The following is a 23,136-nucleotide window of genomic DNA, read 5'->3' as shown; positions in this document are numbered from 1 at the left end:
AGCCGGGCGCTGCGAAAGGCAGGTTCCCTGAGAACTGCCGGCACCGAAAATTGGGATCGAGAAGAAAGGCACCACCATGTACGACGACCAGCCGCAAGCCGAAGCGCCCGCTACGGCGCGCAAGGGCACCCCGGTTTACAAGCGCATTCTCGACCTGTTCGAGGCCGAGGGCATCAAGACCCTGTTCGGCATTCCCGATCCCAACTTCGTCCACCTCTTCCTTGAGGCCGAGACGCGCGGCTGGACCGTCGTTTCGCCGCACCACGAGGCTTCGGCCGGCCACATGGCTGCCGCCGCTGCCCGCATCACCGGCAAGCCGGCACTCTGCATCGGCACGCTCGGGCCGGGCATGGCGAACATGATGCCCGCGATCCAGTGCGCCAAGGTCGAGAACGATCCGGTGATCTTCATGGGCGGCCAGCGCGCCCGCATCACCGAGCGCCGCGTGCGCCGCGGCCGTATCCAGTTCGTCCGGCAGGAGCCGATGATCGAGGATTCGGTGAAGTTCTCCAGCTCGATCGAATATGCCGACCAGACCGACGAAATCGTCCGCGAGGCGATCCGCGTTGCCATGTCGGGCACGCCGGGACCGGCCTATATCGAATATCCCGCGCACATCATTCTCGAAGAGCTTGATCTGCCGCCGGTTCTGCCGCCGCACCGCTACCGTCTGACCAACCAGGGCGCCGACGGTGATCGCATTGCCGAAGCCGCCGAGATCATTCGCAACGCCAAGAACCCGGTGCTGCTGGTCGGCCACGGCGTCCACACCTCGAAGTCCGGCGCGGCGGTTCGCGAACTCGCCGAACTGATGCAGTGCCCGGTTATCCAGACCTCGGGCGGCACTTCGTTCATCGAGGGCCTTGAGGACCGCACCTTCCCCTACGGCTTCTCGGAAGCCTCGATCGACGCCGTTGTCGAAAGCGACTGCTGCGTGGCGCTGGCCACCGAGCTGGGCGAGCCGAGCCACTATGGCCGCTGGCGCCACTGGGTGGACAACGAAGCCAACCGCAAGTGGATCTACGTTCAGCAGGACCCGACCGCCGTTGGCGTCAACCGTCCGATCGACGTGCCGCTGGTGGGTGACGTCCGTGCCGTCGTGCCGCAGCTCGTCCGCGCGCTGAAGGACACGCCGCGCAAGGCTGCTCCCTCGCTGGCCGAATACATCGAGCGTGACGCCCAGCAGCTTGTCGAACTGGCCGAGGACGCCGCGTCCAAGCCCGACGGTTCGACCGCGAAGATGCACACCAGCCAGTTCGTCACCGAAGCGACCAAGGCCTTCCCGAAGGACGGCATCCTGATCCGCGACGGCGGCGCCACGGTGATCTTCCAGTGGACCTACTCGCAGGCCAAGCCGCATGACGTGATCTGGAACCAGAACTACGGCCACATCGGCACCGGCCTGCCTTATGCGACCGGCGCCATGCTCGCCGACCAGGCCGAAACCGGCAAGGTCCGTCCGGGCATGCTGCTCACCTCGGACTCCTCGTTCCTGTTCCACGTCGGCGAACTCGAAGTCGCCGTGCGCAAGAACCTGCCGCTGGTGATCGTGGTTGGCGTTGACTTCCAGTGGGGTCTCGAAGTGGGCGTCTACAAGCGCACCTTCGGCAAGGGCACCAAGGAAACCGGCGTGCACTGGTCCGACAAGGTCCGCTTTGACAAGATCGCCGAAGGCTTCGGCGCGGCGGGCGAATATGTCGAGAAGGCGGCGGATATCGGCCCGGCCATCAAGCGCGCTTACGAGCGTGGCGGCTGCACCGTGATCCACGTGCCGATCGACCCGGCCGCGAACTCGGAAGAAATGCCGAACTACTCGGAATTCCGCACTTGGTACGCTGAGGGCACCCAGTAAGCCGGACACCGGAAAACCAATGCAGACCTGAAGCGAAATCGCTCCCTCTCGATCCGAGTGTGGGGCGGTTTTGCTTTAGGAACGGGAGAGAACGATGCGCAATTACACCCAGTTCTACATCGACGGGCAGTGGGTCGACCCCATCGCGCCGCGCACCGCACAAGTCGTCAATCCGGCGACCGAGGAAGTTTCCGGCACGATCTCGCTCGGCACCGCCGCCGATGTCGACAAGGCCGTAGCCGCCGCCCGCCGCGCCTTCGCCACGTTCGGTGAGACCAGCGCCAAGGAACGCCTTGACCTGCTCGAAGCGATCCTGGCCGAATACTTGAAGCGCGAAGCCGAGCTTGGCGAGGCCGTCAGCGAGGAAATGGGCGCGCCGATGTCGCTCGCCTGCGGGTTCCACACGCTGCTCGGCAAGGGCCACCTCTCCACCGCGATCGAGGTCCTGAAGGAATTCAAGTTCGAGGAACAGCGCGGCGTCACCCTGATCCGCAAGGAGCCCATCGGCGTCTGCGGCATGATCACGCCGTGGAACTGGCCGATGAACCAGACGTGCGTGAAGATCTTCCCGGCGCTCGCCGCCGGTTGCACGATGATCCTCAAGCCGCCGCAACTCGCGCCGTATTCGGCTCAGATCCTGGCCGAAATCCTGCACGACGCGGGCGTTCCGGCGGGCGTGTTCAACATGGTGCAGGGCAAGGGCAGCGAGATCGGCACCGCGCTCTCCACGCATGAGGACGTGGACATGATCTCCTTCACCGGCTCCGAGCCGGTGGGCGTGCAGATCCAGAAGGACGCCGCCGATACGGTCAAGCGCGTGGGTCTCGAACTCGGCGGCAAGTCGGCATGGATCGTGCTCGATGACGCCTCGCTCGCCGCCAACGTCGCCGCCGCCACCGGGGGCATGATGGGCAATTCCGGCCAGACCTGCTCGGCCGGCTCGCGCCTGCTGGTGCCGAACGCGCGCATGGACGACGCCATTGCCGCCGCCACCGAGGCCGCGAACGGCGTGACGGTCGGCGATCCCAAGGGCAACTTCGCGATGGGCCCGGTCGTCTCGAAGAGCCAGTACGAGATCATCCAGGGCTATATCGAGAAGGGCATCGAGGAAGGCGCCAAGCTGATCGCCGGCGGTCCGGGCAAGCCCGAAGGGCTGGACAAGGGCTACTACGTCAAGCCCACCGTCTTCGTCGGCACCAACGACATGGTGATCGCGCGCGAGGAAATCTTCGGACCCGTCCTCGTCATCATCGGCTACGACGATGTGGATCACGCCGTTGCCATCGCCAACGATTCCAACTTCGGCCTTGGCGGCTATGTCTCGGGCGAAGACCTCGACACCGCCCGCGCCGTTTCCCGCCGGATGCGCACCGGCGCGATCTGGGTCAACGGCGGTTTCGACTTCCACGCACCGTTCGGCGGCTACAAGCGCTCCGGCAACGGCCGCGAGTGGGGCGAACATGGCTTCGCCGAATATCTCGAAGTGAAGTCGGTGGTCGGCTGGAACGCCGCCTGAGCCAACTGCAACACAGGAAAGGGCGCTGCGGCATCGCGGCGCCCTTTTGCTTTAGGCGTGCCCGTTCTGCGCCAGCGTGGCGGAAGCCATGAGGCGCCAGATATTGGCGGCATCGTTGCGATAGGCCGCGTCCGATTCGTCCGGCCCGACATGGCGAACGATCTCGGCACCCGCTTCCATCATGAATTCGTCGGGTTCATGCAGCGTTTCAAGCACGGCGCGTGCGGCCGTGTTGAACTGCCTTTGACGTGAGGCGTCCAACGCCTCCCATTCGCGGCCATCCAGAGATGCCGCCAAAGCCCGCGCGGTCCGTTCGAGAAATGTCATCGCACCATCCATGCCCAGTGGAGATTGCCAGCGGACACCAACGCGCCTCGGAATGCAATCGTGATGCGGCTTTCGCCGACCGGATTTCACATTCGTAATGGGGGGAATGGCGGCGCAGTCGGCTGGCCGTTGACGGACCGTCACCGACGGTAAGCCACGGTTCCGGCCCGCCGGAAGATGGCGAAGGGACTGGATTCCGCAAGTTTGGGAATGGTGGGCGATGACGGGCTCGAACCGCCGACCCTCTCGGTGTAAACGAGATGCTCTACCAACTGAGCTAATCGCCCGCAGGCGCTCTATGCGCCGCAGAGCCCGCCCAATAAGCGATTTTCCGGCTGCGTCAACACCGACGTTGGCCAGAGCAAAGCAGGCCTGTGTGAAACAGATCGATACCGGAGTTTTGGCTAATTTTGGCTAATTCTCACCCCGGAAATCGCCCCTGGCGGGCGAGAGGCACTGATGCGCACCGGGGCAGGGCTTTGTCGTGGCCCGTTGTCAGGACCGTACGCGGCGCCAGACTTTGCGCCGCACGCGCCGGATCTTGTGCCCGCAACGATCACAATGGCTTTCGAATTCCACGCCGTTCCAATAGGCGCTTCGGGCACGCTTGTGACGATCGACGTTGCAGAGAACCTGCCCGACAAAACCCTTCAACATTTGATTTCCCCACCGCTGATTGACGCATTCCGTAACGCTATCGCCCTCTGCGATAACAGAAAATTAACCGTCGTAGTGGTGGTAATCAGGCCTTATCGTATAGCAACTGGAGCCATCGCGGCGGTGTTTTTCACTCAGTAGAGCCAGGATGACACATCACAGCAGGCAAGGACGGCGGCGATGACGATCGCCCACAGGAATGCACTGCCCCCGATCAGCACGAACAGGTCGCGGTCGCCCTTTTGACGGCTGTCTTCGGCGCAGCTCGCGCCGCCCTTGTTGAGCGGATCCATGTTTCCTCATCCCCTGTTGTGCGCACTAGGCGACGCAGGTGGATATGCTTTTCGTTGATGTCCGGCAATCCGGTTAACTAATTATTATATTTCAGCTTCATCGCCGCCTGGGCATGCGCCGAAGGGTGCGAAACTCGGCGCTTGCGGCCAGTCGTGCGGTGGGCGCTTTGCGTGGAAGCCTGCAGGAAGTATAGCGACGCCCCGACGATGGATAACCTTCAGCCTTTGCCTTCCGCCGCCACGGCCTCGGAAGCCCTGCCTTTTCAGCCCGTTCCCGCTGCGGGAGCGCCCCTTGGCGCGCCGCAGGATTCGCGGGTGCCGCCCCGGCGCCGTTCGCGCCTGTGGTGGATTACGCGCGGGATCGCCGCGCTGCTGCTGGCGTTTTTCCTGCTGATCGGCTGGCTGGCGGTGACCGCGCCGCTGTCCAAGTCGCTCCAGCCTATCTCGCCGCCGCAGATTACGCTGCTCGCCGCCGACGGCACCCCGATTGCGCGCAACGGCGCGATCGTCGCCGCGCCGGTGGAGATCAAGAACCTGCCGATCCACGTGCCGCAGGCCTTCATCGCCATCGAGGACCGCCGCTTCTACACGCACTGGGGCATCGACCCGCGCGGTATCGCCCGCGCCATGTGGAGCAATGTGACCGGCGGCAACACGCAGGGCGGCAGCACGATCACCCAGCAACTTGCCAAGTTTACCTTCCTCAGCCCGGAACGCAGCCTGACGCGCAAGGCGCGCGAGATGCTGATCGCATTCTGGCTGGAGGCATGGCTGAGCAAGGACCAGATCCTCGAACGCTACCTTTCGAACGCCTACTTCGGCGACAATACCTACGGCCTTCGCGCCGCCGCGATGCACTACTTCCACCGCAAGCCGGAGAACCTGACCCCCGCGCAGGCGGCGATGCTGGCCGGGCTGATGAAGGCGCCCTCGCGCCTCGCCCCCACCAGCAATTACGAAGGCGCGCAGGACCGCATGCGCGTGGTGGTGCAGGCCATGGTCGAGGCCGGTTTCCTCACGCCCGCACAGGCCAAGGCGATCCGTCCGCCCCGGCTTGATGTGCGGGTGCAGAACGAACTGCCCACCGGCACCTATTTCGCCGACTGGGCACTGCCGCAGGCGCGCATGATCGACGAGGCGAGCTACGCGCCGCAGACCTACCGCACCACGCTCGATTCGCGGCTTCAGGCAGCGGCCCGCCGCGCCATCGAGAGTTCGGGCCTTGGCTCGGCGCAAGTGGCGCTGGTGGCGATGCGCAAGAACGGCGAAGTCGTCGCGATGGTGGGCGGGACCGACTATGCCAAGTCGCCGTTCAACCGCGTGACGCAGGCGCGCCGCCAGCCGGGTTCGACGTTCAAGCTGTTCGTCTACCTCGCCGCGCTGGGCAAGGGCTGGAAGCCCGAGGACACGATCGAGAACACCCCGATCGAGACCGGCTATTACCGCCCGCAGAACGCCGGCGGAAACTATTCGCAGACGATCACGCTGGAAGATGCCTTCGCGCGTTCGAGCAATGTGGCGGCCGTGCGCCTGTTCCAGAAAGTGGGCGATACGGCGGTGATCGACATGGCGCACCGGCTCGGCGTGACTTCGCCAATGCCGCAGGGCGATCCCAGTCTGGCGCTCGGCACGTCGACGATGACGCTGATGGAGCTGACTGCCGCCTATGCCGGTGTCGCCGCCAACCGCTTCCCGGTCGAACCGCGCGCTTTCCCGGTGCCGGAGGAGGGCTGGTTCGACTGGCTGTTCGATGGCCGCCATTCAATGTCGAGCAGCGAGCATGAGGGCATCGAGACGCTGCTGCGCGCGGTGGTCAACCACGGCACCGGGCGCGGCGCCAAGCTGCGCGCGGCCAACTTCGGCAAGACCGGCACCAGCCAGGAAAACCGCGATGCGCTCTTCGTCGGTTATGCGGGCGATTATGTCGTCGGCGTCTGGGTCGGCAATGACGACAACTCACCGCTCAAGGGCGTTTCGGGCGGCTCGATCCCGGCCAAGATCTGGCGCGGCTTCATGCGCGAGGCACTGCGCGAGGGCGGCATTCCGGCGCCCAGCGCGAAGCCCAGCCCGAACCCGAGCGGGCCGATCCAGCCGCTCGACGTGCCGGATGTGGGTGACATCCCGGCGGTACTGCCCACCGCGCTTCCCTCGCCGGACGTCAACATCGGCGATGTCCATGTCGGCAACGACGCGGCGACGCTCAACGGGCAGATCAACGGCGTGCCGCTGGAAGTGAAGCTCGATCAGAAGGGGCTGGAGATCAACGGCCAGCGGCTGGGCAGCCAACCGCCTCCGGCACCGGCGGCGGGTGCTACGCCGCCCAAGGGGAACTGAACGCGGGGCCCTCAGGCTGAAGCGTCAGCCCGGCGAAAACAGTCCGGATGGTGATCGTCGACCATGCCGACGGCCTGCATGAAGGCGTAGACGATCGTCGGTCCGACGAACTTGAAGCCCTCTGCCTTGAGGGCTTTCGAAAGTGCCTGAGACACTTCCGTCTGCGCTGGCAGCACAAGGCCGTCGTTGATGACGGTCGATCCGCCGACGAACGACCAGACGAATTCCGAAAAGTCGCGGCCCTCGGCCTTCATGCGGAGATAGGCGCGGGCATTGCCGATGGTCGCCTCGATCTTGGCGCGGGCGCGGATGATGCCTGGGTCCTGCATCAGTTGCTCGACTTTGTCCGGCCCGTATCCTGCGATCACGGCGGGATCGAAGCCTTCGAAGGCCCGGCGGAATCCCTCGCGGCGGTGGAGAATGGTGCGCCACGACAGGCCGGCCTGAAAGCTCTCCAGCACCAGCATTTCCCAAAGCTCTCGCGAATCGCGCACGGGCACGCCCCATTCGGCGTCGTGATAGGCCTCCATCAGCGGATCGCCGTTGGCCCATGTGCAGCGGGTGCGGGTCTGGTTTGGAGGTTGGGTCATCGTGCTCGAATCTCGGTCTGGTTGGCGCGGTACAGGCAGGCCTATACCGCGCCGCGCAGTCCGGTGCTCCGCTCGATCGCGGGTTTGAACAGGCTTGCTTCCGATTCCCAGTCCATCCGCACGCGACGGTGCGCGATCAGCCAGTGGCCGTTCACGCGGCGCAACTCGTCCAGATAATAGCCGGCGTGGTCGGGGCCGATGCGGGTCCAGGCCTGCCAGTAGGTGCGGGCGGTGGCGTCGTCGCGCGTTACCAGATCGATCTGCTGGGTGGTGAGGTGGTGGCGGACGAAGTCGGCTTCGTGGACCGGCGTGCCGGACGCGGCGCGGTCCAGCCATTGGGTCTGCCATTCGCGGATCGCTTCCCGGCCGACGAAGCGGAAGGCCCGATTGGCGGGAACGCGGTCGCTTTCCAATATGGCGTCATGGGTGAAACAGGCCGTGAAATCGTCGATCCGCAGCCGGTCTCCGGCGATGTTATAGCGGGCGATCACATCGCGAATCCCTTCGCGCGCCAGCACGTCTTCGTGGGTCATTCCCGGCCTCTCCCGCCGATTGTCGTTAGGTTGAAAGTTCCTCGGCGGAAGGGGCGCGTCAAGCGATTTTACCAATCGAACCAACGGCGCCGACGGGTTACCGGGATGGCGCCGCGATCGTAGTCCGAAAGCGCGGCGGCGGGGACCGGGTCGGTGGTCACATGGCCTTCGGCCAGCACGTCGGCGCGGGCCTCGGCGCGGGCCGCGCGCAGTTCGGCGTCGCGCACGCGGGCATCGGCGTCGCGCGCGGCCAGTTCGCCGCGCCGCTCGCGCGCGATGGCGTAGTAGTGGCTCCACATCTGGCTATGCGCGAAGGCCAGGCAGAGCCCGCCGATGATGGCGATGTTCTTCAGCGCCATGATCTGTTGCAGCGGATCGGTGAACTGGTGGTGGAAGAACAGGATCGTCAGGGCCACGAACCCGATCAGCAGCACCGAGACCAGCCGCACCATGAAGCCCGCCGCAAGGCAGAGCCCGGTGATCAGCTCGAACAGTCCGGTGGGAATGGCCAGCCCGCCGGGCAGGCCGACCGCGACGATCGCGGTCTCGGTGGCGGAAACGTCCATCAGCTTGGACGCGCCGGACACGATGAAGATGAGGGCGATCAGGAAGCGCCCGATGATGGCGGCGATCTTGGACATGTCTGCTCTCCCGACAGGTCTCTATACCTGCCGGGAGTAGCGGGCGGGAACGCGGTTTGTTCCCGCCCTGAGATTTGTGCGCTTAGTCTTCGAACTGGACGCCCTCGAGCTTCTCGCTCTTGCGCCAGTCGCCCAGCATATCGCGGAAGGCGTCCCAGCCGGGCAGATAGCCGCGGAACAGGGCCCACTTCAGCTCCTTGTCGCCCTCGTTGTTGAAGTAGCTGGGCGTGCAATCGTTCTGGAAGCCGGACATATCGACTTCGTTTTCCTTGCAGTGCGCGCAGTAGCCTTCGACGCCTTCCTTCGTGGCGGCGACGGTGCCGGCGCCCCGGCGCTTGGTCTCACCGATCATGAAGGCGATGTGCTCCGCCTGGCGCCCGAACTGCTCGGTGGTGGAGGAGTTCGTCGCGCCCTGGATGTAGCCCATGTAGAACATCGCCGGGAACTCGTCGGTGATGACGCCGTGGAACGTGCTCGCGCCGTTGGTCCAGTGGTCGTAGATCGACTTGCCGCCGCGTCCTTCCACCGTGTCGATGCCCCAGCGGCGCTTCAGGTCGCTGGTCACTTCGAAGCCGGAGGCGAAGATCATCAGGTCAACCTCGTGCTCCACGCCATCGGCGATGAAGCCCTTCTCGGTCATCCGCTCCACGCCCTGCGTGCCGGACACGTCGATCAGGGTGACGTTGGGCTGGTTGAACGCGGGGTAGTAGTCGTTGTTGGACAGCGGCCGCTTGCACATGAAGCGGAAGTAGGGCTTCAGCTTCTCCGCCGTGTCCTTGTCCTCGACGATCGAGTCCACGCGGCGGCGCAGGCGTTCCATCACCTGGAAGTCCACCACTTCGCGGCGGTCCATGAATTCCAGCGGATCGAGCGCGGGCCAGCCTTCCTCGCCCAGTTCGATGGCCAGGTTGCGGCTGATCTCAGTCCAGATGTCGCAGATCAGGTCGGGCTCGCCGGGGATGAAGAACTGCTGCGCGGCGCGGTGGAAGTTCGCCATGCGCTCCTGCTGCCAGCCAGGCTGGAGCGAGGCCGCCCACTCGGGATTCGTCGGCGGATTGGGCCGCTCGTCGATGTTCGAAGGCGTGCGCTGCAGCACGTAGAGGTGCTTCGCATACTTGGCGAGATGAGGCACCGCCTGCACCGAGGTCGCCCCGGTGCCGACGATGGCCACGCGCTTGTCGCGCAGCTTTTCCAGCTCCGGCGCGGTCCACGAACCGCCGGTATAGTCATGCTCCCACCGGCTGGTGTGGAACATCTTGCCCTTGAAGTCGTGAATGCCGGGGATGCCGGGCAGCTTGGGCATGTTCATCACGCCGCCCGCCATCACCACGAAGCGCGCGCGGATGTCGTCGCCGCGATTGGTGGTTACATGCCAACGCTTGATGCTTTCGTCCCAGCGAATGCCGGTGACCAGCGTGTGGAACAGCGCCTTGTCGGCAAGGTCGAAGCGCTCGGCCATGTCCTGGCAGTACTGCTGGATTTCCCAGCCGTCCGAGAACTTCTTGCTGGGCATGAAGCCCGTTTCTTCCAGCAGCGGCAGATAGCAGTAGGCATCGTTGTCGCACTGCACGCCCGGATAGCGGTTCCAGTACCACACGCCGCCGAAGCCGCCGGCATGATCGATGTTGCGCACATTGGAAACGCCCTGCTTGTGCAGGTGATAGCCGGCCAGAATTCCCGAGAACCCGGCGCCGAGAATGGCGACGTCGATATCCTCAACCAGCGGCTCGCGCTCGGCCACCGGGGTGAACGGATCGTGGGCGTAGTTGTCGGAAAAGTCGTCGGTCGGCCGCACGTACTGCTCGCCGCCCTCGCGCCGCATGCGCTTGTCACGTTCCTGACGATACTTGGCCTTCAGCGCCGGGATATCGAGTTCCTCAGGGCTTGGCACGTCTGACTTGAGGCAGGTCATTTCCATCGAATGGGCATCCTCTTGGCGGCGACTCTGCTCCGGTCGCCCGTTACCGCTGAATCTGACGCAGCAGGCAGTTAGTTGTCAACAGTGTTGTTCATTAAGCGACGATCAAGCATCGGCTCCGGCAGTCGCCATCTTGAAGCTGTAACCGATATGATCGACGTGGCCGTGCAACCCGAAATCGAGCACATCGGTCTTGTCGCGGAACGCGTCGGAAGCGGCAGCCACGTCCTCGATGCTCCACTCCGGTCGGTAGACGCCCTGCGTTTCCGCAACGAACATGCGCGCCACGCGGCCCGCCATGGAGGCAAACATCTCGCCGGTCACCGGGCATTGCTCGTGCGAGAGCCAGCCGACCACCGGGGCCACCAGTTCGGGGTCCATCGGCGGGTACTGCGAAATGTCGAGCCCTTCGGCCATGCGCGTCACCGCGCCGGGCACGATCACGTTGCACTTCACGTTGTGCGCCTCGCCCTCGAGCGCGGTGATGTTGTTGAGGCCGAGCATGGCCGACTTCGACATGCCGTAATTCACGCAGTTGAGATTGCCGTAGAGCCCGCCCACCGAACTGGTCAGCACGATGCGCCCGTATCCGGCATCGCACATCGGCCCGAAAGCGGCCTGCACCACGTGGAATGCGCCGAGCAGGTGCACGTCGAGCACGGCGTGCAGGTCGCCGGCCGAAAGCTCGCGGATCGATCCGTAGCGCACGTTCCCGGCATTATGGACCAGCACGTCGATCCGGCCCCAGGTGTCGAGCGCGGCCTGCACGATGGCCTTGCCGCCTTCGGGGGTGCCGACGGAATCGGTGTTGGCGATGGCCTCTCCGCCCGCCGCCACGATCTCGTCCACCACGCTCTGCGCCACGCTCACGTCGGCGCCCGGAGCGTCGAGATCACCCCGGATCGCGCCGCCGAGGTCGTTGACCACCACTTTCGCCCCGCGCGCGGCCAGCAGCAGCGCATAGGCCCGGCCAAGCCCGCGTCCGGCTCCGGTGATTACGGCAACTCGGCCGTCAAAGCGCATCTCTTCCATGAAATCTCTCCGGTTGCCCGCGCTCGGTCGAGCAGTCTCTTTTCGGTCTGACGATCGAATATGCGCACGAGGGGAGGCGGGGCAATCGAACAAAGCCGCCGCAACGTCGCCGTGGCGATAGTGCGCCCGTGCAAACGCTGCGTGCCGGTCATCGCGTTGCCTGCATCGGATGCGCTGGATAGGCTCGAAGGGAAAAGAGCGGCGCCAAACGTGCCGGACGAGAGGATATTTCCACGATGCTCGAACCCGCAGGACGCAACCACGGCGTCGTCTCCGCCCGCCCCGCCGAAGGCTGGATGCTCCACCGCATGACGCCGCCGACGCGCCTCTACAGCGCCAATGGCCTGCGCACCGGGGCGGACGGCCGCATCTACGTGGCCCAAGTGGGCGGCAGCCAGATCAGCGCGGTCGATCCCGACAGCGGCGCGGTGGAAGTGATCAGCCCGATGGGCGGCGGCATCACCGCGCCTGACGATCTTGCCTTCGACGAAGAGGGCAACCTCTACGCCACCGAAATCACCGAAGGCCGCGTTTCGGTGCTGCGCCCGAACGGCACCAGTGCGGTCGTCTACGGCGATCTGCCGGTCGCCAACCCGATCACTTATTCGCAGGGCCGCCTGATCGCGGGGGGCTGCGAAATGGGCGCCCGCGTGCTCGAACTCGATCGCAACGGCGGCGCGCCGCGCGTGATCGCGGACAATGTGCCGATGCCCAACGCCTTCGAAGTGGGCCCGGACGGCAAGCTCTACATGCCGGTCATGGGCGCCAACGCGATCTGGCGCGTGAATCTCGACGGCAGCGGCGAGCCCGAAGTGGTCTGCGGCGATCTCGGCGTGCCCGATTCGGTGAAGTTCGATGCCGAGGGCATGATCGTTTCCACGCAGGTCGCCAGCGGACAAGTGCTGCGTATCGATCCGCGCACGGGCGCCAAGACGGTGCTGGCCGATATCGGCGCGGGTCTGGACAACTGCACTTTCGTCGGCGACCGGCTGTTCATCTCGCACATTCTCGGCTCGATCCATGAGATCACCACGCCCAAGGCGGCGGGCGGGCTGGTGAAGCCGCTGATCGAGAAAGGCCTGCAATGGCCGCTCGACGTGTCGATGGGCCCGGACGGCGTACTCTGGATCGCCGACGGCGGCTTCGTCTTCTCGCTGCGCGCCGGGGAGGCGGTGAAGCTGGAAGGCATGCTGTTCAGCCCGAACTTCCCCGGATATTCGCGCGGTGTTGCCGCAGCGGGCGCGGGCGAGATGATCGTGACCACCGCCAACGGCGAAGTCGCGAAGTTCCACCCCGCCGGCCCCTCGATGGAACTGCTCGCCAGCGGGTTTGACCAGTTGATGGGCGTGGCGATTGCCCCATCGGGTGCGGTGGTCTTCGCCGAATATGGCACCGGCAAGGTCCATTCGGTCCAAGGCGGCAAAGTGGAGGAACTGGCTTCCGGGCTCGACCGTCCCAAGGGCGTCGCAGTGGCCGGGGACGGCACGGTCTACATTGCGGAAAGCGGTGCGGGCCGGGTGGTCAAGCTGGTCGGCGGACGCGCGGAAGCGGTGATCGAGGATCTCGTCCGGCCCGAGGGTCTGGCGATCCGCGAGGGCCGGATCACCGTGCTCGACGTGAAGCGCCGCGAAGTCGTGCAGTCGGACCTGTCCGGCGGCGCGCGCGAAGTGATCGCGCAGGGCCTGCCGGTCGGCGCGCCCGAGGGCACCGATCCCAAGCCGCTGGGCGGCGTGGGCCATATGTGCGGGCCGATGGGCAACATGACCGGGCTCGACGTCGGGCCGGACGGCACCGTGTGGATCTGCGGCGATCTCGAAGGCACCGTGCTGGCGCTCAGGAGGGCGTAATCATGCTCAAGCAGCTCTGCTTTTTCCGCAAGCGGCCGGACATGACCATGGACGCGTTCATGGACTACTACGAGAACCAGCACTCGCAGCTTTCGAAGAAGATGGGCGCGCAGCCGGCCATTCCCGGCGCGGTGCGCTACGTGCGGCGCTATCTGGTGCCGGAAAAGAACCCGATCACCGGCCAGATCCACGATCCCGGCTTCGACTGCGTGATGGAAATCTGGTGGAACAGTCGCGAGGATTTCGAACGCTCGCAGGCGATCATCAGCGATCCCGCGCGCCAGCCGATGATCAAGGCGGACGAGGAGAAGCTCTTCGCCAGCCACGCCAACCCGGTCTGCACCTGCATCGAATACGATTCGCCGATGGGGCCCAACGGCGAGGCGACCTCTGTCGAATTGCGCTACGGTGACTGAGGCCCTCTCTTCGCGGCAGGAATGGTTGCGCTACGGCCTCGTGCCGGTGGCGGCTGGGCTCGGCTATGCGACCAGCGTGATCCACATCTACGGCATCGGGCCCTATATCGGCCCGGTGGCCGAAGCGATGGGCTGGAGCCGTACGGAAGTGACCTTCGGGCTCACCATCGCGACTCTGGTGCAGGCGGTGGGCGGCATTTTCGTCGGCCTTGCGGTAGACCGCTTCGGCCCGCGCCGCTTCGGTGTGATCGGCCTCGTGCTGCTGACGGCGGCCTTTGCGCTGCTCGGGACCACGGGGGCGAGCATCGGGCACTGGTATGCGCTCTGGGGTCTGATCGCGATGGTCTCGCTGCCGGTGCAGGCCTCGGTCTGGACCAGCGCGGTCGCCTCGCGATTCGAGATGTCGCGCGGGCTGGCGCTGGCGGTGACGCTCTGCGGCGCATCCATTGCGGCGGGGCTGTTCCCGCTGCTGGGCACGTGGGCGATCAAGACCTTCGGCTGGCGCATGGCCTTCGCGGTGCACGGCGGGCTGTGGTTCCTGCTGGCCTTCCCGATGATCTTCCTGTTCTTCCGCGGCGCGCACGACCGCGGGCGCCGCAACGAACCGGCGCCTGCCAAGCGCGACTTGCCCGGTGTCTCGCTGGGTGAGGGGCTGCGCTCCAGCGTCTATCACCGCCTGTTCGCGGCCAGCCTGCTGTTCACCTTCACGATCATCGCCATCGTCGTGCACTTCGTGTCGATTCTCGGAGACCGGGGCGCGGACCCGATGACGGCGGCGGCCATCGCCTCGTTCGTCGGCTGGTTCTCGCTGGCGGGACGGCTGGGCACGGGCGTCATGCTCGATCGCTACCCGGCCTCGCTGGTGGGCGCGGCGGTGTTCCTGCTGCCGGTGGCGGGGTGCCTGCTGCTGCTCGGTTCGGGGACGTCGCTGCTGGCGCTGGCGCTTGCCTCGGGGCTGATCGGGTTGACCTTGGGGGCGGAGATCGACGTGGTGGTCTATCTGATCACCCGGCACTTCGGGCTCAGGAACTTCGGCGGGCTCTACGGCGGCGTGCTGGCGGCGCTCTCCATCGGCACGGCGATCGGCCCGCTGGTGGCGGCGCTGATTCACGACCGGACGGGCAGCTACGAGAGCTTCCTCTGGCTGGCCATCGGCATGATGGCCGCCAGCAGCCTTGCCATCGGCAGCCTGCCGCGCCGCACCCTCGTTTTCGCGCCTGCCTGACGGCGGTAGCGCCATGGCGATTGGCCTGGCGTGCGAATAATGGGATAATGAACGCCAATACGAATGATGAAGATGGGAAGAGAACGGCATGGGTGAAATTGGCAGGATCGTGCAGGCTCCCGAGGACCTGACCGTCCCCGTTCGCGTTCCGGCCGAGGCCTATATCTCGCCGGAATACGCCAAGGCAGAGCGCGACAAGCTGTGGCGCAAGGTCTGGCTTCAGGCCGGGCGCCTGGAAGACATCCCCGAAGTGGGCGATTTCATCACCTTCGACATCCTCGACGATTCGGTGATCGTGGTCCGCGCTTCCGAAACCGAGATTCGCGCTTTCCACAACGTCTGCCCGCATCGCGGCCGCAAGCTGGTGGATACTCCGGCCGGCATGCGCAACGCGCGCGGCACCCGTCGCAACTTCATCTGCGGCTATCACGGCTGGACCTTCGGGCTCGACGGCGCGAACACCTATATGGAGCATCAGGAAGACTGGCAGGGCCACCTCTGTGGCGGCCAGGCCGACTTAGGTGTCGTTAAGGTCGATACTTGGGGCGGCTGGGTCTGGATCAATCTCGACCCCGAATCCATGTCGCTGGCCGAGTATCTGCACCCGGCGGCGGGCATGCTCGATCCCTACGGCCTCCAGAACATGCGCCCGCGCTGGCGCAAGTGGGTGGTGTTCGAATGCAACTGGAAGGTCGCGATGGAGGCCTTCTGCGAGACCTACCACGTCTCCACCACGCACCCGGAATTCATGGAATTCGGCCAGTTCCGGGGCTGGGCGCGCAATCAGGGCCTGCACTCCAACATCGGCTACGATGCGCCCAAGGGGCAGGAGGAAGACTCCGGCAAGCTGCGCCTCGGCGCCGGTGAGGATCCGCGCCTGACCACGGCGGAAATGCAGAACTTCACTTGGGCCAATGCCAATACCAACACGACGATGACGCTGGTCGGCGTGGCCAATCGCCTGAAGGACGAACTGCCCGAGGGTACCCCGGCCGCCGAAGTTTCGGCCTACTGGATCGGCACCGCCCGCAAGGAAGATGCGGAGCGCGGCGTGGTCTGGGCGCAAGTCGATCCGCAGCACACCGCGCAGGCGGGCACGGCCTGGCAGATCTTCCCGAACTTCCAGATCGGCCACGCGGTCAACAACATGCTCTGCTACCAGGCGCGGCCCTATGGCACCGACCCGGACAAGTGCATCTTCGAGGCCGCCGTCTACGAACTCTGGCCCGAGGGTCAGGCGCCTGAAACCGAATGGGAATATACCCAGCCGAACGACTGGCCGCCGGTGCTCCAGCAGGACTTCGCCAACATGGCGGCGGTCCAGCAGGGCATGAAGAACGTCGGTTTCCGGGGCGCACAGCCCAATCCCTACATGGAGCGGTCGGTCGCTTCGCTGCACATGAACCTCGCCCGGTTCATGGGCACCGGCTCTCCCGAAACCTACTGAGCGGTTTCCGCGCGGTGGAGGGAATGCCGCTCGTCCACGTAAGCTGGGCGCTGGCCGACAATGGCCTGCGCCCGGCCTGCGACGCCTTCTTCCGCGAGGTGTTCGGCGCCGAAACCGCGCACGAAATCCTGATTACGCCTGAAACCGAGAAGATGGGTCTCGACCGGGAGGAGAGTCTCCTCATGATCGGCGATACCATGCTGATCCCCATCGCCCCGGCCGGTCGCGGCGCGCAGGATGGCCATCCGCTGGGTGACATGTTGCGCCGCTCGGCCGCGGCCAATCGCTGGATCGGCGTGGCGCTCAAGGTGACGGACCTTGCGCAGGCGGACGCATGGTTCGCGGAGCGCGGGTTCAAGCGGCACTACGATCCGGGGATGGAGGCTTACTACTTCCTCGTCCCGCGCGGGCAGGCGCTGGGCATGCGGCTGGAGATCGTGACGCAGGATATGCCCGGCGATCCCCGCCGCGATCCGGCGTGGCGCCCTGCGACCGATCATCCGCTCGGGATCGAGGGCTTGCAGGCCATCGGCCTTTCGGCGCCCTCGCTGGCCGAGGCACGCGCGGTCTTCGCTGAAAAGCTTCGCTGGCCGGAACTCGGCACGCGCGACTTGCCTGATGCGCGCTGCGCGGCTTTCGCCATGGGCGACACCGTGCTGGAGGCGCTCGAAGGGCCGGAAGGTTCGGCCATCGCCGATCATGCGCGGGACGTGAAGGGCATCTGCCATCTCGTCTTCAAGGTCCGCGATGCGGCCGCCACGGCGCAGTATCTGGAAGGTAAAGGCCTGCCGCTGATCGGTGATCGGGCAGACCGCTTCGCCATCGCGCCCGAGGCCGCGCATGGACGGACGATCTGGTTTACCGAAGTGACGCCTCCGAATTACCCGAAAGCCGGGTCCCGGCTCGGCGCCTTGATCGCGGCGGCCTGATCCGGCGGCTTACCGCTGCCTGGAACTTGCGTGAGTACGACGCAGACCGCGCGCCAAACCGAATCCGGCACCAACGATGGCGAGGGCGCCGGTCAACATCATGGCGGCCTCGACAAACCAGAGGGCCGCCATTCCGTGAGTCGCGAAGAGGACGGCCGCCGCTCCGTTGAGGAGTACAAGGAACAGGGCGATGCCGACGAGAACCGCAGCGATCGGATCGCGATTGATCTTGTTCATGACATGACTCCTGCGCCGCGGCGCCATCGTCTCACGTGGGTTGATGGGCGGCAAGGGGGACGTGATCGCGCGGTCTAAAGCCGATCCAACCCTCTCGCGATTCCGGAGCGCCACTGCGGCCAAACGTCAACGTATCAACCGCAACCGCACCAAAACCACCGTCGCCCCCGCGAAGGCGGGGGCCCCGCTTCTTCTCCGCGTTCCAACCCGCGCCGAGGTCTCAGCCCTCATCCTCGTCCGAAGCGATCCATTCCGACAGGTCCGGAGATTGCCCGATCAGGGCGAGGCCGTGGGCGATCGAGGTCAGTTCGTTGCCGCTGGCGATCCGGCTGTCGCCGAAACGCTCTTCGAACAGGCGGCGGACGGCCGGGATCAGCGAGGAGCCGCCGGTCAGGAACACGTGGTCGATCTGCCGAGCCTCCAGCCCCGACTTGGCGAGCGCGCTGTCCACGGTTTCGCCGATGCGCTGGAGATCGGGGGCGATCCAGCTTTCGAAATCGGCGCGGCTGACTTCGGATTCGATATTGACGTTGTCGCTATGAAAGCGCAGCGCGCCGTGTTCGTCGCTGGAAAGCGCGCGCTTGAGCTGGCCAACCGCCTCGTAGAGGCCGAAGCCCAGTTCGTGTTCCACCACTGCGATCATGCGGGCAATGGCGGCGGGATCGGTGGCACCGTGCTTCAGCTTTGCCAGTTGCTCCAGTGTGCGGCGATTGCGCATCAGCGCCAGCCGCGACCAGTCTCCGAAGTCGGCGAAATGACCCGGCGGGATCTCCAGCACCTTGTCGAACGAGCGATAGGTGCCGCCCTTGCCCAGCAGCGGCAGGACGAGGTGGTCCATGATGCGATAGTCGAACCGGTCGCCGGCGATGCCGATACCGGCCGAGCCCAGCGGCACGCAGCGCTTCGCGGCGCCGGGCGCCTCGACGCGGACGATGGAAAAGTCGCTGGTGCCGCCGCCGAAGTCCGCCACCAGCAGAGTCGCCGGTTCGGTCAGCCGCGAGGCGAAGCTGAATGCCGCGCCGATCGGCTCGTAAACGTAGTGGACCTGCCGCCCCAGCATGGCGAACATCGCATCGTAGCGGGTGCGCGCCAGTGCGGCATCGGGCCGCGCGCCGACGTAGCGGACCGGACGTCCGATCACCACGCTGTCGGGCAGATCGCGCAGGGCATTGCCAGCATGGTCGCGCAAGTGGGTCAGGAAGACTTGCCCCAGTTCCTCGAAGCGCAGCCGCTTCTCGAACAGGCTGGCATGCTCGAAGGCGGGATTGGCGGCGACCGACTTGAAGGACTGGAGGAAGCGCGAGCCTTGCGGGAATTCCAGGAATTCGGAAATGGCCCATGGCCCCGCCTCGTGCGCCAGCCCGCCGCGCACGCCTTCTTCCTGCCAGAAGCACAGCGCCGAGCGGAACACCGAGCTGGCGCCACCGGGCGCGGCGAATTCGATGAGATCGGCCTCTCCATCGCGGTCCGACAGTGCGATGACCGAATTGGTGGTGCCGAAGTCGATGCCGACAGAGCGGGCGGCGGCCGTGCCGGTCGACATAGGGGAATCCTCGATGTTCAAGCTGAAGGGGCCGGGGCCTATCGCAGGGCCTGCGCGTTCCTGCAACGGATATGCTGCAATGCCGCGAACGGAAGGCATTTTTTGCGGCGCCTGCGAAGAAGGCGCACGGATTTTCCGGCTGTGCCGACGGCAATCATGCCGTGAAAGACGCTGCCGGTGCACACGGCGACAGGGCTTTCACACCCCGTTCCGTGCACCCCGCGCAGCGCCTTCTCGGCGTCGGCGGCGCCTTACTTCGCTTCGGCGAGCAGCTTCTGCGCTTCGGGGCTGGTCCAGTCGTTGCCGCCCGTAAAGCGCCAGACTTCCTTGCCCTGGCTGTCGAACAGGATCGAGACGGGCAGGTTGCCGCCATACTGGAAGCCGAGATCGCCGTGCTCGTCATGCCAGGGCTCGATGTGGTCGAGCTTGCGGCGATGCAGGATCTCCACGACTTTGCCGATATCCGCCGTGTCCTCGGAGATCGGCAGGATCTGCAAGGGCGAATCGGACTTGCCGGCGAGTTCGTTGAGCGTCGGCATCTCGGCGATGCACGGCGCGCACCAGGTTGCCCAAAGGTTGATGAGTACGGGCTTGCCCTTGAGCGAGGTCAGATCCAGACTCTCGCCGGTATTGTCGACCGCGGTCACGGCCGGAATCGGCGTGCCCTTGTGCGAACGGTCGAGCTTGTCGGCGGACTTGTCGGGGGAGGCGGGCGCTTGGGCGGCGGTTTCGCTAGCCTGCGGTTGCGCCTCCTTCCCGCTTTGCCTATCGCAGCCCGCGGCGAGGAGCGCGCCGGCCCCCGCGATCGAATACAGGACAAGCGACTTGAGCGATTTGGAAGACAGCAAGGCAGGGAGCTCCAACCAGATGTGGGGCGGACGGTTCGCGGAAGGACCGTCGGCAATCATGCGCGAGATAAATGCCTCGATCCCCTTCGACAAGGCGCTGTGGCGGCAGGACATCGCGGCCAGCAAGGCACACGTCGCGATGCTGGCGGCCTGCGGCGTGGTGACCGACGCGGATGCACTGGCGATCCGCGACGGACTGGATGCGGTTGCGGCCGAGTACGAAGTCTCGGGAGTCCCGGAAAACTGGGACCTTGAGGACATTCACATGACCACCGAGGGCCGCCTTGCCGAACTGATCGGTCCGGTCGCCGGCCGCCTGCACACGGCCCGTTCGCGCAACGATCAGGTGGCCACCGATTTTCGCCTCTGGGTGCGCGATGCGATGGATCAGGCCGATGCCGGGCTGGAAGCGCTGCAAAAGGCGCTCGTCACCCGCGCCGGTGAGCATGCCGATTCGATCATGCCGGGCTTCACCCATCTTCAGACCGCGCAGCCGGTGACGCTGGGCCATCACCTGATGGCCTATTACGAGATGATCGGCCGCGACCGTTCGCGCTTTGCCGACGCTCGCAAGCGCATGAACCGCAGCCCGCTGGGCGCGGCGGCGCTGGCCGGTACCGGCTTCCCGATCGACCGTTTCATGACCGCGCAGGCGCTCGGCTTCGACGCGCCGACCGACAACAGCCTCGATTCGGTGTCGGACCGCGATTTCGCGCTCGATTACCTGATGGCGGCCAGCCAGTGCTCGCTGCACCTCTCGCGCCTGGCCGAAGAGTTCATCATCTGGGCCAGCCAGCCCTTCGGCTTCGTGGCGCTGCCCGATTCGCTGTCCACCGGCAGCTCTATCATGCCGCAGAAGAAGAACCCGGACGCGGCGGAACTGGTGCGTGGCCATTCGGGCCGGATCGTCGGCTGCCTGACCAGCCTGATGATTACGATGAAGGGCCTGCCGCTGGCCTATTCGAAGGACATGCAGGACGACAAGCCGCCGGTGTTCGAGGCTGCCAGCCTGCTGGCGCTCTCCATCGCGGCGATGACCGGCATGGTCGCCGAAACCCGCTTCCGCACCGATCGCATGCGCGGCGCGGCCGAACTGGGCTTCGCCACCGCCACTGATCTCGCCGACTGGCTGGTGCGTGAAGGCAATATTCCGTTCCGCGAGGCGCACCACATCACCGGTTCGGCCGTGAAGCTGGCCGAGCAGCGCGGCGTCGCGCTCGATCAATTGCCTCTGGAGGACCTCAAGGCCATCGACAGCCGCATCGACGAGCGCGTATTCAAGGCGCTCTCGGTCGAGGCTTCGGTCGCTGCGCGCAAGTCGCATGGCGGCACCGCGCCCGATCAGGTACGTCTGCGTGTGGCCGAAGCCCGGTCGGCGCTCGGTCTGGAGTGAACGTGATGCGCAAGACTGCCGCCCTCATCCTGCTTCTCGCGCCGCTTGCCGCCCTTGCGGGCTGCGGGCAGCGCGCGGCGCTGGCGGTGAAACAGGGCGAGCAGTTGCCGCCCGCGCCGTTCGGCCGCGCGGTCCAGCCCAAACCGGCGGAACTACTGACCCCGCCCACGCTCGCCATTCCCGAACGCAGCGTCGAGCTGCGCACACGCTCCGAAACGCGCGGCGACGATCCTTACGATCTTCCTCCGCCCGAATGAGCCACTGACACCGAGATCCCATGGACCATTTTGCTCTGAACGCCGGCGAACTCTTCGCCGAAAACGTGCCGCTGGCCGCTATCGCCCGCGAAGTCGGCACGCCTGTCTACGTCTATTCGCGCGCGACGCTCAGCCGGCACGCCCGCGTGTTCCGCGAGGCGCTTTCGGCGCTGCCGAGCGTGCACATCGCTTTCGCGGTCAAGTCCAACCCCAACCTTGCGGTGCTGCGCCTGTTGGCGAACGAGGGCTACGGCGCCGATGTCGTCTCCGAAGGCGAGATGAACCGCGCGCTGGCCGCCGGTATTCCGGCCGCTGACGTGGTGTTCTCGGGCGTCGGCAAGACGCGGCGCGAACTGATCGCCGCAGTCAAGGCGGGCATCGGCCAGTTCAACCTTGAAAGCGAGGAAGAGGGCGTCGAGCTTGCCGCCGTCGCCGCCGAACTGGGCCTTACCGCCGCCTGCGCGCTCCGCGTGAACCCGGATGTCGACGCGCGTACCCACGCCAAGATCTCGACCGGCAAGGCCGAGAACAAGTTCGGCGTTTCCTATGACAGCGCGGCGGGCATTTATGCCCGGCTCGCAGTGCTGCCGGGCCTCGATATGCGCGGCCTTGCAGTGCACATCGGCAGCCAGATCTCCGACCTCGAACCGTCGCGGCAGGCCTTCATCAAGATGGGCGCGCTGATGGAAGAGATCCGCGCTTCGGGCCATGCGGTTACGCACATGGATCTCGGCGGCGGGCTGGGCGTGCCCTACAAGGCGAGCGATGTGCTCCCCACGCCCGAGGACTACGGCGCGATGGTGGCGTCGGTCGCGAAGGACTGGGGCGTCACCCTGATGTTCGAGCCGGGCCGCGTGATTACCGGCAATTCCGGCGTGCTCGTGACCGAAGTGGTGCGCGTCAAGCAGGGCACCGTGAACCCGTTCGTGGTGGTTGATGCGGCGATGAACGACCTTGCCCGTCCCGCCATGTACGATGCCTGGCATGACTTTGCGGCGGTGAAGCCCAGCGGCAAGACGGTGACCGCCAATATCGTCGGCCCCATCTGCGAGAGTTCGGACACGTTCGCGATGGGCCGCGAGATCGACGAAGTGGTCGCCGGTGATCTGGCGATATTCCGTACTGCCGGTGCCTATGGCGCGACGATGGCGAACACCTACAACAGCCGCGCGCTGGTGCCCGAGGTCATGGTCGACGGCGACAAGTGGGCCGTGGTGGCCAGCCGCATCGAGCCTGCCACGATCCTGGCGGCCGAAACCGTGCCGGAGTGGCTCAAGTAAGCGCGCATTTCGACAAACCGG

At 65.8% G+C, this 23,136-nt stretch carries 22 protein-coding genes and 1 tRNA gene; 12 read left to right on the top strand and 11 right to left on the bottom strand.

What is annotated here, in order from left to right; translation table 11 throughout:
* Positions 1 to 76: 76 nt before the first annotated feature.
* Together AC1VVM_RS01950 and AC1VVM_RS01945 are read left to right on the top strand one after the other, a co-directional pair.
* Positions 77 to 1,852: a thiamine pyrophosphate-binding protein gene (locus tag AC1VVM_RS01950; RefSeq protein ID WP_482905024.1), complete on the top strand. Its 1,776-nt coding sequence runs from the start codon at positions 77 to 79 to the stop codon at positions 1,850 to 1,852.
* Between the two features lie 94 nt (positions 1,853 to 1,946).
* Positions 1,947 to 3,368, top strand: a complete 1,422-nt coding sequence (locus tag AC1VVM_RS01945; protein ID WP_132390181.1) for an aldehyde dehydrogenase family protein — start codon at positions 1,947 to 1,949, stop codon at positions 3,366 to 3,368.
* A 51-nt stretch (positions 3,369 to 3,419) separates the two neighbouring features.
* On the opposite strand, the gene AC1VVM_RS01940 is transcribed toward AC1VVM_RS01945, so the two are convergent.
* Both AC1VVM_RS01940 and AC1VVM_RS01935 read right to left on the bottom strand, forming a co-directional pair.
* Positions 3,420 to 3,695 (bottom strand): hypothetical protein, encoded by a 276-nt coding sequence (locus tag AC1VVM_RS01940; protein WP_132390184.1) that lies wholly within the window; start codon positions 3,693 to 3,695, stop codon positions 3,420 to 3,422.
* 211 nt (positions 3,696 to 3,906) lie between these two features.
* A tRNA-Val gene (locus tag AC1VVM_RS01935) sits at positions 3,907 to 3,982 on the bottom strand.
* Between the two features lie 274 nt (positions 3,983 to 4,256).
* On the opposite strand from AC1VVM_RS01935, the gene AC1VVM_RS01930 reads away from it, so the two are divergent.
* A complete protein-coding gene (locus AC1VVM_RS01930; protein ID WP_165912254.1) occupies positions 4,257 to 4,493 on the top strand; it encodes a hypothetical protein in 237 nt (78 codons plus the stop codon).
* On the opposite strand, the gene AC1VVM_RS01925 is transcribed toward AC1VVM_RS01930, so the two are convergent.
* Positions 4,487 to 4,645: a hypothetical protein gene (locus AC1VVM_RS01925; RefSeq protein ID WP_165912255.1), complete on the bottom strand. Its 159-nt coding sequence runs from the start codon at positions 4,643 to 4,645 to the stop codon at positions 4,487 to 4,489. The genes AC1VVM_RS01930 and AC1VVM_RS01925 overlap by 7 nt on opposite strands.
* 207 nt (positions 4,646 to 4,852) lie before the next feature.
* Between AC1VVM_RS01925 and AC1VVM_RS01920 the strand changes: the two genes are divergently transcribed.
* The gene (locus tag AC1VVM_RS01920) at positions 4,853 to 6,979 is read left to right on the top strand and encodes a transglycosylase domain-containing protein (protein WP_482955705.1); all 2,127 of its coding nucleotides are present in this window, start codon (positions 4,853 to 4,855) and stop codon (positions 6,977 to 6,979) included.
* Positions 6,980 to 6,990: 11 nt separating this feature from the next.
* Here AC1VVM_RS01920 and AC1VVM_RS01915 read toward each other — a convergent pair whose 3' ends face one another.
* The 5 genes from AC1VVM_RS01915 to AC1VVM_RS01895 all read right to left on the bottom strand — a co-directional run bounded on the left by AC1VVM_RS01915 (position 6,991) and on the right by AC1VVM_RS01895 (position 11,693).
* Positions 6,991 to 7,569 carry a DNA-3-methyladenine glycosylase I gene (locus AC1VVM_RS01915; protein WP_482955704.1) on the bottom strand — a complete coding sequence of 193 codons (579 nt, stop codon included), beginning with the start codon at positions 7,567 to 7,569 and terminating at the stop codon, positions 6,991 to 6,993.
* A gap of 41 nt (positions 7,570 to 7,610) precedes the next feature.
* Complete coding sequence (locus AC1VVM_RS01910) at positions 7,611 to 8,102, bottom strand: nuclear transport factor 2 family protein (RefSeq protein ID WP_482955703.1); 492 nt, start codon at positions 8,100 to 8,102, stop codon at positions 7,611 to 7,613.
* Between the two features lie 68 nt (positions 8,103 to 8,170).
* Positions 8,171 to 8,743 carry a DoxX family protein gene (locus AC1VVM_RS01905; RefSeq protein WP_132390340.1) on the bottom strand — a complete coding sequence of 191 codons (573 nt, stop codon included), beginning with the start codon at positions 8,741 to 8,743 and terminating at the stop codon, positions 8,171 to 8,173.
* Between the two features lie 82 nt (positions 8,744 to 8,825).
* Entirely contained in the window at positions 8,826 to 10,661 is a 1,836-nt protein-coding gene (locus tag AC1VVM_RS01900) for a flavin-containing monooxygenase (protein ID WP_482955702.1), read from the bottom strand.
* A gap of 105 nt (positions 10,662 to 10,766) precedes the next feature.
* Positions 10,767 to 11,693 (bottom strand): SDR family NAD(P)-dependent oxidoreductase, encoded by a 927-nt coding sequence (locus AC1VVM_RS01895; protein WP_482955701.1) that lies wholly within the window; start codon positions 11,691 to 11,693, stop codon positions 10,767 to 10,769.
* A 236-nt stretch (positions 11,694 to 11,929) separates the two neighbouring features.
* Here AC1VVM_RS01895 and AC1VVM_RS01890 point away from each other — a divergent pair, with 236 nt between their 5' ends.
* The 5 genes from AC1VVM_RS01890 to AC1VVM_RS01870 all read left to right on the top strand — a co-directional run bounded on the left by AC1VVM_RS01890 (position 11,930) and on the right by AC1VVM_RS01870 (position 17,557).
* A complete protein-coding gene (locus AC1VVM_RS01890) occupies positions 11,930 to 13,540 on the top strand; it encodes an SMP-30/gluconolactonase/LRE family protein (protein ID WP_482955700.1) in 1,611 nt (536 codons plus the stop codon).
* Between the two features lie 2 nt (positions 13,541 to 13,542).
* A complete protein-coding gene (locus tag AC1VVM_RS01885; protein ID WP_482905015.1) occupies positions 13,543 to 13,956 on the top strand; it encodes an EthD domain-containing protein in 414 nt (137 codons plus the stop codon).
* Positions 13,949 to 15,181 (top strand): MFS transporter, encoded by a 1,233-nt coding sequence (locus AC1VVM_RS01880; protein ID WP_482955699.1) that lies wholly within the window; start codon positions 13,949 to 13,951, stop codon positions 15,179 to 15,181. The genes AC1VVM_RS01885 and AC1VVM_RS01880 overlap by 8 nt, the downstream gene beginning before the upstream one ends.
* Before the next feature lie 88 nt (positions 15,182 to 15,269).
* Positions 15,270 to 16,628 (top strand): aromatic ring-hydroxylating oxygenase subunit alpha, encoded by a 1,359-nt coding sequence (locus tag AC1VVM_RS01875; RefSeq protein WP_482955698.1) that lies wholly within the window; start codon positions 15,270 to 15,272, stop codon positions 16,626 to 16,628.
* Positions 16,629 to 16,651: 23 nt separating this feature from the next.
* Positions 16,652 to 17,557: a VOC family protein gene (locus tag AC1VVM_RS01870; RefSeq protein WP_482955697.1), complete on the top strand. Its 906-nt coding sequence runs from the start codon at positions 16,652 to 16,654 to the stop codon at positions 17,555 to 17,557.
* A 9-nt stretch (positions 17,558 to 17,566) separates the two neighbouring features.
* Here AC1VVM_RS01870 and AC1VVM_RS01865 read toward each other — a convergent pair whose 3' ends face one another.
* The 3 genes from AC1VVM_RS01865 to AC1VVM_RS01855 all read right to left on the bottom strand — a co-directional run bounded on the left by AC1VVM_RS01865 (position 17,567) and on the right by AC1VVM_RS01855 (position 20,185).
* Entirely contained in the window at positions 17,567 to 17,794 is a 228-nt protein-coding gene (locus tag AC1VVM_RS01865) for a hypothetical protein (RefSeq protein WP_482955696.1), read from the bottom strand.
* A gap of 220 nt (positions 17,795 to 18,014) precedes the next feature.
* Positions 18,015 to 19,337 carry an Hsp70 family protein gene (locus tag AC1VVM_RS01860; RefSeq protein ID WP_482955695.1) on the bottom strand — a complete coding sequence of 441 codons (1,323 nt, stop codon included), beginning with the start codon at positions 19,335 to 19,337 and terminating at the stop codon, positions 18,015 to 18,017.
* 251 nt (positions 19,338 to 19,588) lie between these two features.
* Positions 19,589 to 20,185: a TlpA family protein disulfide reductase gene (locus tag AC1VVM_RS01855; protein WP_482955694.1), complete on the bottom strand. Its 597-nt coding sequence runs from the start codon at positions 20,183 to 20,185 to the stop codon at positions 19,589 to 19,591.
* Between the two features lie 19 nt (positions 20,186 to 20,204).
* Between AC1VVM_RS01855 and argH the strand changes: the two genes are divergently transcribed.
* Genes argH through lysA form a run of 3 tightly spaced genes read left to right on the top strand, consistent with a single transcriptional unit; the run spans position 20,205 to position 23,115 of the window.
* Positions 20,205 to 21,578, top strand: coding sequence for an argininosuccinate lyase (gene argH, locus AC1VVM_RS01850; RefSeq protein WP_132390622.1), 1,374 nt, complete (start codon positions 20,205 to 20,207; stop codon positions 21,576 to 21,578).
* A 5-nt stretch (positions 21,579 to 21,583) separates the two neighbouring features.
* On the top strand, positions 21,584 to 21,835 hold the full coding sequence (locus AC1VVM_RS01845) for a hypothetical protein (protein ID WP_132390358.1): 252 nt from the start codon (positions 21,584 to 21,586) through the stop codon (positions 21,833 to 21,835).
* A 20-nt stretch (positions 21,836 to 21,855) separates the two neighbouring features.
* Entirely contained in the window at positions 21,856 to 23,115 is a 1,260-nt protein-coding gene (lysA, locus tag AC1VVM_RS01840) for a diaminopimelate decarboxylase (RefSeq protein WP_482955693.1), read from the top strand.
* Positions 23,116 to 23,136 lie beyond the last annotated feature (21 nt).

The organism is Novosphingobium sp. BL-S-33 (genome assembly GCF_056857025.1).
This window is presented reverse-complemented; position numbering and strand designations above follow the sequence as displayed.